Origin of the sequence: Azospirillum sp. TSH20 (assembly GCF_003115935.1) — a bacterium.
In the GTDB taxonomy this organism is placed as follows: Bacteria; Pseudomonadota; Alphaproteobacteria; order Azospirillales; family Azospirillaceae; genus Azospirillum.
Window position 1 is genome coordinate 1 of the sequence record NZ_LGQU01000119.1, and the last position, 6,232, is coordinate 6,232.

At 70.3% G+C, this 6,232-nt stretch carries 5 protein-coding genes and 1 pseudogene; 5 read left to right on the plus strand and 1 reads right to left on the minus strand.

What is annotated here, in order from left to right; all coding sequences use genetic code 11:
- Together TSH20_RS28645 and TSH20_RS28650 are read left to right on the plus strand one after the other, a co-directional pair.
- Positions 1-243, plus strand: a pseudogene (locus TSH20_RS28645) (thiamine phosphate synthase); the annotation flags it as partial.
- Positions 244-393: 150 nt separating this feature from the next.
- On the plus strand, positions 394-1,083 hold the full coding sequence (locus tag TSH20_RS28650) for a GntR family transcriptional regulator (protein WP_085084025.1): 690 nt from the start codon (positions 394-396) through the stop codon (positions 1,081-1,083).
- Between the two features lie 132 nt (positions 1,084-1,215).
- On the opposite strand, the gene pyk is transcribed toward TSH20_RS28650, so the two are convergent.
- Complete coding sequence (gene pyk / locus TSH20_RS28655; RefSeq protein ID WP_109156477.1) at positions 1,216-2,682, minus strand: pyruvate kinase; 1,467 nt, start codon at positions 2,680-2,682, stop codon at positions 1,216-1,218.
- 198 nt (positions 2,683-2,880) lie between these two features.
- Here pyk and TSH20_RS28660 point away from each other — a divergent pair, with 198 nt between their 5' ends.
- The 3 genes from TSH20_RS28660 to TSH20_RS28670 all read left to right on the plus strand — a co-directional run bounded on the left by TSH20_RS28660 (position 2,881) and on the right by TSH20_RS28670 (position 6,126).
- Entirely contained in the window at positions 2,881-3,681 is an 801-nt protein-coding gene (locus tag TSH20_RS28660; protein WP_109156478.1) for an NUDIX domain-containing protein, read from the plus strand.
- Positions 3,682-3,823: 142 nt separating this feature from the next.
- Positions 3,824-4,402, plus strand: coding sequence for an NAD(P)-binding domain-containing protein (locus tag TSH20_RS28665; RefSeq protein WP_109156479.1), 579 nt, complete (start codon positions 3,824-3,826; stop codon positions 4,400-4,402).
- Positions 4,399-6,126, plus strand: a complete 1,728-nt coding sequence (locus tag TSH20_RS28670) for a pyruvate, phosphate dikinase (RefSeq protein WP_109156480.1) — start codon at positions 4,399-4,401, stop codon at positions 6,124-6,126. Before TSH20_RS28665 ends, TSH20_RS28670 begins: the two co-directional genes overlap by 4 nt.
- Positions 6,127-6,232 lie beyond the last annotated feature (106 nt).

Here is a 6,232-nt window from a genome sequence, read left to right on the forward strand (position 1 = left end):
TCCGCCAGCAAACCCGGCTACGGCCCCTGCCTGGGTGCGGCGGGACTGCGGCAGTGGGTGAGCCGGGGCGTGCCGGTGATCGGGCTGGGCGGCATCGACCACGCCGGCGCGGTGGCCGAATGCCGGGCGGCCGGGGCGGCGGGCGTGGCGGTGATGGGGCTGGCGATGCGCGACCCGCAAGCGCTGGCGCCGCTGCTGGCCGCGCTGGTGCCGGCCAAAACAGCCGGGCTGTCCTGCGGTTAAGCTCAGGCGCGTTTCACGCCGGTCCCCCTGGACATTTCAACGGCTTGCATGCATCTGGTATGTAGGATACGAAAAAAGGCACGGTGGCTCCGTGCAAGGGGCCGACCGGGTGCGCCGCGACCGCCGGCGAGACATGAGGACATCCACTCCATGACCTTTCCCGCTCTCAACGTCCAGCCCCTCGACACCGGAACCACCTTCCGCAGTCAGGTCTACCATGCGCTGAAGCAGGCGATCACGGAGATGGACATCTACGACCATGACCGTGAAATCCGGCTGGACGAACGGCAGCTCAGCGACAAGCTCGGCGTCAGCCGCACCCCGATCCGCGAGGCGCTGACCCTGCTGGAGCAGGAGGGCTTCATCCGCCTGCAGCCGCGCCGCGGCATCTTCGTCGTCCGCAAAACCAAGACCGAGATCGTCGAGATGATCCAGGTCTGGGCGGCGCTGGAAAGCATGGCCGCCCGCATGGCCGCCGAACATGCCCCGGCGGCTGAGATCCACAAGCTGTGGGACCTGTTCGGCAGCTTCGAGCAGCGCAGCCCGAAGGACCATGTCAGCGAATATTCCGACGCCAACATCGCTTTCCACAAGAGCATCATCCAGCTGAGCGGGTCGAAGCTGATCCAGGACGTCACCGACAACCTGTTCATCCACATGCGGGCGATCCGCAAGCTGACCATCGGCCAGGAGGACCGGGCCGAACGCTCCATCCACGACCACCGCGCCATCATCAAGGCCCTGGAAGAGCGCAACGCCGACCTCGCCGAACGGCTGGTGCGCGAGCACACCATGGGTCTGGCTGCGCATGTGGAAAAGCATTGCGATTTTCTGGAGTGAGGCGGAGTTAAACCCCCACCTATCCTCCCCCGCTGGGCGGGGGAGGGACTGCCGCTACTTATCTGAACAAGCACTTGTCCCCTCCTCCGCCCAGCGGGGGAGGGTTAGGGTGGGGGTCTAACGCCACAATTCTCAAACCGTCGCCGCCTCCCTCTGCGCGGTCTCCACCTTCGGTGCGTCGTCGCCGTCGATGGTCACCACCCGCAGGGAATTCGTCTTGCCCGGCGTCCCGAACGGCACGCCCGCGGTGACCACCAGCGACTGGCCGGAACTGCCGATGCCGGTTTCCGCCGCCGCGGTCAGCGCCCGCCCGACCATCTCCGAGAAATTCGCCACGTCGTCGGTCAGCACGGCATGGACACCCCAGGCCAGCGACAGCCGCCGCGCCGTCGCGTGGTTGGCGCTGAGGCCGAGGATCGGCACGCCCGGCCGCTCGCGCGAGGCGCGCAGGGTGGTCGATCCGGTGGTGGTGTAGGTGACGATGGCGGCGGCGCTGATGGTTTCCGCCACCTGTCGCGCCGCGGCGGTCAGCGCGTCGGGGGCGGTCGCCTCCGGGCTGGGATGGTCGGCGTCCATGATGCGGCGATAGAGCGGGTCGCCCTCCACCCGGCGGACGATGCGCTCCATCATCGCCACCGCCTCCACGGGATAGCGGCCGGAGGCGGATTCGGCGCTGAGCATCACCGCGTCGGCCCCGTCATAGACGGCGTTGGCGACGTCGGAGGCCTCGGCGCGGGTCGGGGTCGGCTCCGACACCATGGATTCCAGCATCTGGGTGGCGACGATCACCGGCTTGCCCATGGCGCGGCTGAGCCGGATCATCTTCTTCTGCAGGGCCGGCACGTCTTCCGGCGGCAGTTCCACGCCCAGGTCGCCGCGCGCGACCATCACCGCGTCGGACAGCTCGATGATCCGGTCCAGCGTCGGCAGGGCGGCCGGCTTCTCGATCTTGGTCATCACATGGGCACGGTTGCCGATCAGCTCGCGCGCCTCCAGGATGTCTTCCGGCCGCTGGACGAAGCTGAGCCCGATCCAGTCGACGCCGAGTTCCAGCCCGAAGGCGAGGTCGCTGCGGTCCTTCTCCGAGAGCGCGCTCAGCGCCAGCGCCGCGCCCGGCACATTGACGCCCTTGCGGTCCGACAGGGTGCCGCCGGCGACCACCTCCGTCTCGGCGAAGTCGGGACCGCAGTCCAGCACGCGCAGCCGGATGCGACCGTCGTTCAGCAGCAGGTCGAGGCCCGGTTCCAGGCTGGCGAACACTTCCCCATGGGGCAGGCAGACGCGGCGGCGGTCGCCCGCCGCGCGGTCGAGGTCCAGGCGGAAGCGGTCGCCGATGGCGAGGTCCACCGGCCCGGATCCGAAGGTCCCGACCCGCAGCTTCGGCCCCTGGAGGTCGAGCAGGATGCCGATCGGCCGCCCCAGCGTCTTTTCGGTGGCGCGGATGCGGGCGTAACGCTGCGCATGTTCGGCCTGGGTGCCGTGGCTGGCGTTCAGGCGGAAGACATTCACGCCCGCCCGAGCCAGGGCCGTGATCTGGCTTTCCGAAGAACTGGCGGGGCCCAGCGTGGCGACGATCTTTGTGCTGCGGTGAAACGGCATGACGACAGCCTTCCTCCGCCCGGCCCTTTGCGAAAGGGGCGGGACTGGCGAATGATGATGAGCGAGGTTCGGTGTTGCCCGGATGCTGGAAGTCCTAGGCCGGACGGTCAAACGGCACCCGCCCCTTATTCCGCATCGTGAGAGTGGTTCTTTCCGCCGCACATGGACAGCCGGACCGCCCGTCGGCGACACTTGGGCATGCCCGAGACCGCCCCTCAAAGCCCTGTCGCTCCCCATCCGGCCGCCACGCTGATCCTGCTGCGCGACGGCGCGGACGGGTTGGAACTGCTGGTGATCGAACGCCATGCCGGCCTGCGCTTCGCCCCCGGCGCCACCGTCTTTCCCGGCGGCCGGCTGGAGGCGGCGGACCATCACCCGCTGTGGCGCGCCCGCTGGCCGGAGGGGGAGCCGCCTGCCGACCTCGCGCACCGGGTCGCGGCCTTGCGGGAAAGCGTGGAGGAGTGCGGCATGCTGCCGACCCGCGATCCGCTTTCATCGTCGGCGCTGGCGGATCTGCGCCGCGGGCTGGCGGCGGGGGAGGGCTTCGCCGCGGCGCTGGCGCGGGTCGGAGTCGCCCCCGCGCTCGACCGCATGGCGGTGCTGGCCCGCTGGATGACGCCGGAGATGCTGCCGCGGCGGTTCGACACGCTGTTCTTTCTTGCCCCGGCACCGGAGGGGCAGGAGCCGGTCTGCGACGGCGGGGAGGCGGTCGGCGTGCTGTGGGCCACCCCGCGCCGCCTGCTGGCGGAGGAGGAGGCAGGGCGACGCCGGCTTGTCTTCGCCACGCGGATGACCTTGCTGCGGCTGGCGGGATGCGCCGACACGACTGCGGCGATGGCCAGTGGGGCGTTGGCCTCTGCGGCGGTTTCCGGCCAGGACTTGCCGGCGCCGATCCTGCCGCGGCTGGTGGAAACGGCGGCCGGTCCGGTGTTCCGGATTCCGGCCGGCTGCGGCTTTTTGCCACTGGAGACCTCCGCCCAAACTGTTAGGCTTGGGTAAGATTAGGCAAGTTCAGGCCGGTTTCCGCGATGTGAAAATTGCGCAGACGTGCTATTGTGCGATGCGACATGCGCAATCAATCTCCATGCTGATGCTCGGCGCCGGATGACGGCGTTCCGGGCCGAGGCGGGAGGATCGCGGAATGGATGTCGGGTTCATCGGGGACGGGAAGATGGCCGAGGCGATCATGGACAGGCTGCGCGACGCCGGGCACCGGCTGCACCGCCACCCCCATGGCCGCGGCGACTTCCGCCACCGGGCCGGCGCGTGCGACGTGGTGATGATGCTGTTGCCCGATGCGCCCGCGGTCGAGTCCGCCCTGTTCGCCGAGGACGGCTTTGCCGCCGCCCTGCCGCCGGGCTCGCTGGTGATCGACCTGTCGGTCCTGCCGCCGGCGGAGGCTTCGGCCAACGCCGCGCGGCTCGCCGATCTGGGTGCCCTGTTGGCCGATGCGCCGGCAGGAACCGGTCCGGTCATCGATCCTGTCATCGACCTCGGCGGCAGCGACGCGGCTTGTGCGCGGGCCGAACCGCTGCTGCGGCTGTTTAGCGATGGGGTCGTCCGTGCCGGCGGCCCCGGTTCGGGGCAGCGGGCGCGTCTGGTCCGCATGTCGGACATGAAAATGGCGGACAGGAAAAGCGACGATCCGGATGGACTGCACCGGCTGCTGCGTCTGATGGCCTTCGACGGGCCGGCTGAATCCAGGTTGGGCACATCATGAACACCTCCACCGCTCCCGACATCGCCCCGATGCGCCGTCCGGCCTCCAGCCTCTTCGCGACCGTGCCGGACATGATCGTCCCTTTTGGGGCCGGGCTTGCCGCTGGTCTGGTCGCTGGGCGGGCCGATGTGGAGCGGCTGGGCAACAAGGGCGGGCGCCTGGTGGAGATGGCGGCGCTCGGCATTCCGGTGCCGGCGGGCTTCGTCATCGCGGCGGAGGCCGGGCGCGGGCTGGGCGCGGATGACCCGCTGCCGGCTGGCCTGCTGAAGCGGATCGATGAGGCCGTCCTGGCGCTGGAGCGGCAGGCGGGCGGGCGTTTCGGCGGCACCGGTGATGGTGATGGCGGGCCGCTGCTGCTGTCCGTCCGCTCGGGCGCGGCGGTGTCGATGCCCGGCATGATGGACAGCATTCTGAATCTCGGTCTCAACGACCGCACCGTGCAGGGGCTGGCGGCGGCGTCGGGTGATGCGCGCTTCGCCTACGACTGCTATCGCCGGCTGGTCCAGTCCTTCGGCTGCGTGGTGATGGGCGTGCCCGGCCACCGGTTCGAGGCGCTGCTGGATGAATACAAGGAGGAGCGCGGGCTTCAGCGCGACGGCGAACTGACGGCGGAGGACTGGCGCAGCCTGATGCCGCTCTTCCTGCGGCTGGTGGAGACGCGCTGCGGCCGTCCCTTCCCGCAGGATCCGGCGGAGCAGCTGCGTCTGGCGGTGGCGGCGGTCTTCCGCTCCTGGATGAACCCGCGGGCGGTCGCCTTCCGCGCCTTGCACGATGTTCCGGAGGATCTGGGAACGGCGGTGACGGTGCAGGCGATGGTGTTCGGCAACCGTGGGCCGGAGTCCGGCACCGGCGTTCTGTTCACCCGCGATCCCTCCACCGGCGCGCCCGGCCTGTGCGGCGAGTTCCTGGCTGATGCCCAGGGCGAGGACGTCGTGTCCGGCACCTGCGATCCCGACCCGCTGAGTGCCAGCCAGCCCAACCCCGACCGCTCGATGGAGCGCCGCATGCCGGCGGTTTATGCCGAGCTTTGCCGGGTGGCCGAGCGGCTGGAACAGGCCTTCGGCGACATGCAGGACATCGAGTTCACCGTGGATGGCGGGCGCCTGTTCATCCTGCAGTCGCGCAGCGGCAAGCGCTCTTCCGAAGCGGCCGTCCGCATCGCCGTCGACATGGCGGAGGAGGGGATCATCACCCGCGATGAGGCGGTGGGCCGCGTCGACCCGCAGGCATTGGACGAGCTGCTGCGCCCGACCCTGACGCCGGAGGCGCTGGCCGCCGCCATCGCGACCGGTCTTCCCGCCTCGCCCGGGGCGGCGACCGGCCGCGCCGCCTTCACGACCGAGGATGCGCTGCGGCTGGCGCGCGGCGGTGCGCCGGTGATCCTGTGCCGGCCGGAAACCTCGCCGGAGGACATCCACGGCATGCAGGCCGCCGTCGGCATCGTCACCGCCCGCGGCGGCTTCACCAGCCACGCCGCCACCGTCGCCCGCGGCATGGGCCGCCCTTGCGTCTGCGGTGCCCGTGGGCTGCGCATCGACCCGGAAGAAGGGGTGATGCGGGTTGACGAGGTGACGGTCCGCACCGGCGACCTGCTGACCATCGACGGCAGCAACGGCGCCGTGGTGCTCGGGACCGCCGCCCTGCAGCGGCCGGCGCCGGACGGTGCGACCGCCCGGCTGCTGGACTGGGCGCGGGAGTGCGGGGTGGGGCTGGCGGCGGATTGAGGTTTAGGGTTGCTGAGCTAGACCCCCACCTAACCTCCCCCGCTCTCAGCGGACCTTCGGTCCGCCTGTCGCGTCAGCACAAAGCGGAGCTTTGTGCGAGAGCTGG

Bases quoted from the DNA above. Each gene is read 5' to 3' on its own strand.
- pyk (WP_109156477.1), bottom strand. From the start codon at position 2,682: ATGCCGTTTCACCGCAGCACAAAGATCGTCGCCACGCTGGGCCCCGCC.
- TSH20_RS28665 (WP_109156479.1), top strand. From the start codon at position 3,824: ATGGATGTCGGGTTCATCGGGGACGGGAAGATGGCCGAGGCGATCATG.
- TSH20_RS28650 (WP_085084025.1), top strand. From the start codon at position 394: ATGACCTTTCCCGCTCTCAACGTCCAGCCCCTCGACACCGGAACCACC.
- TSH20_RS28670 (WP_109156480.1), top strand. From the start codon at position 4,399: ATGAACACCTCCACCGCTCCCGACATCGCCCCGATGCGCCGTCCGGCC.
- TSH20_RS28660 (WP_109156478.1), top strand. From the start codon at position 2,881: ATGCCCGAGACCGCCCCTCAAAGCCCTGTCGCTCCCCATCCGGCCGCC.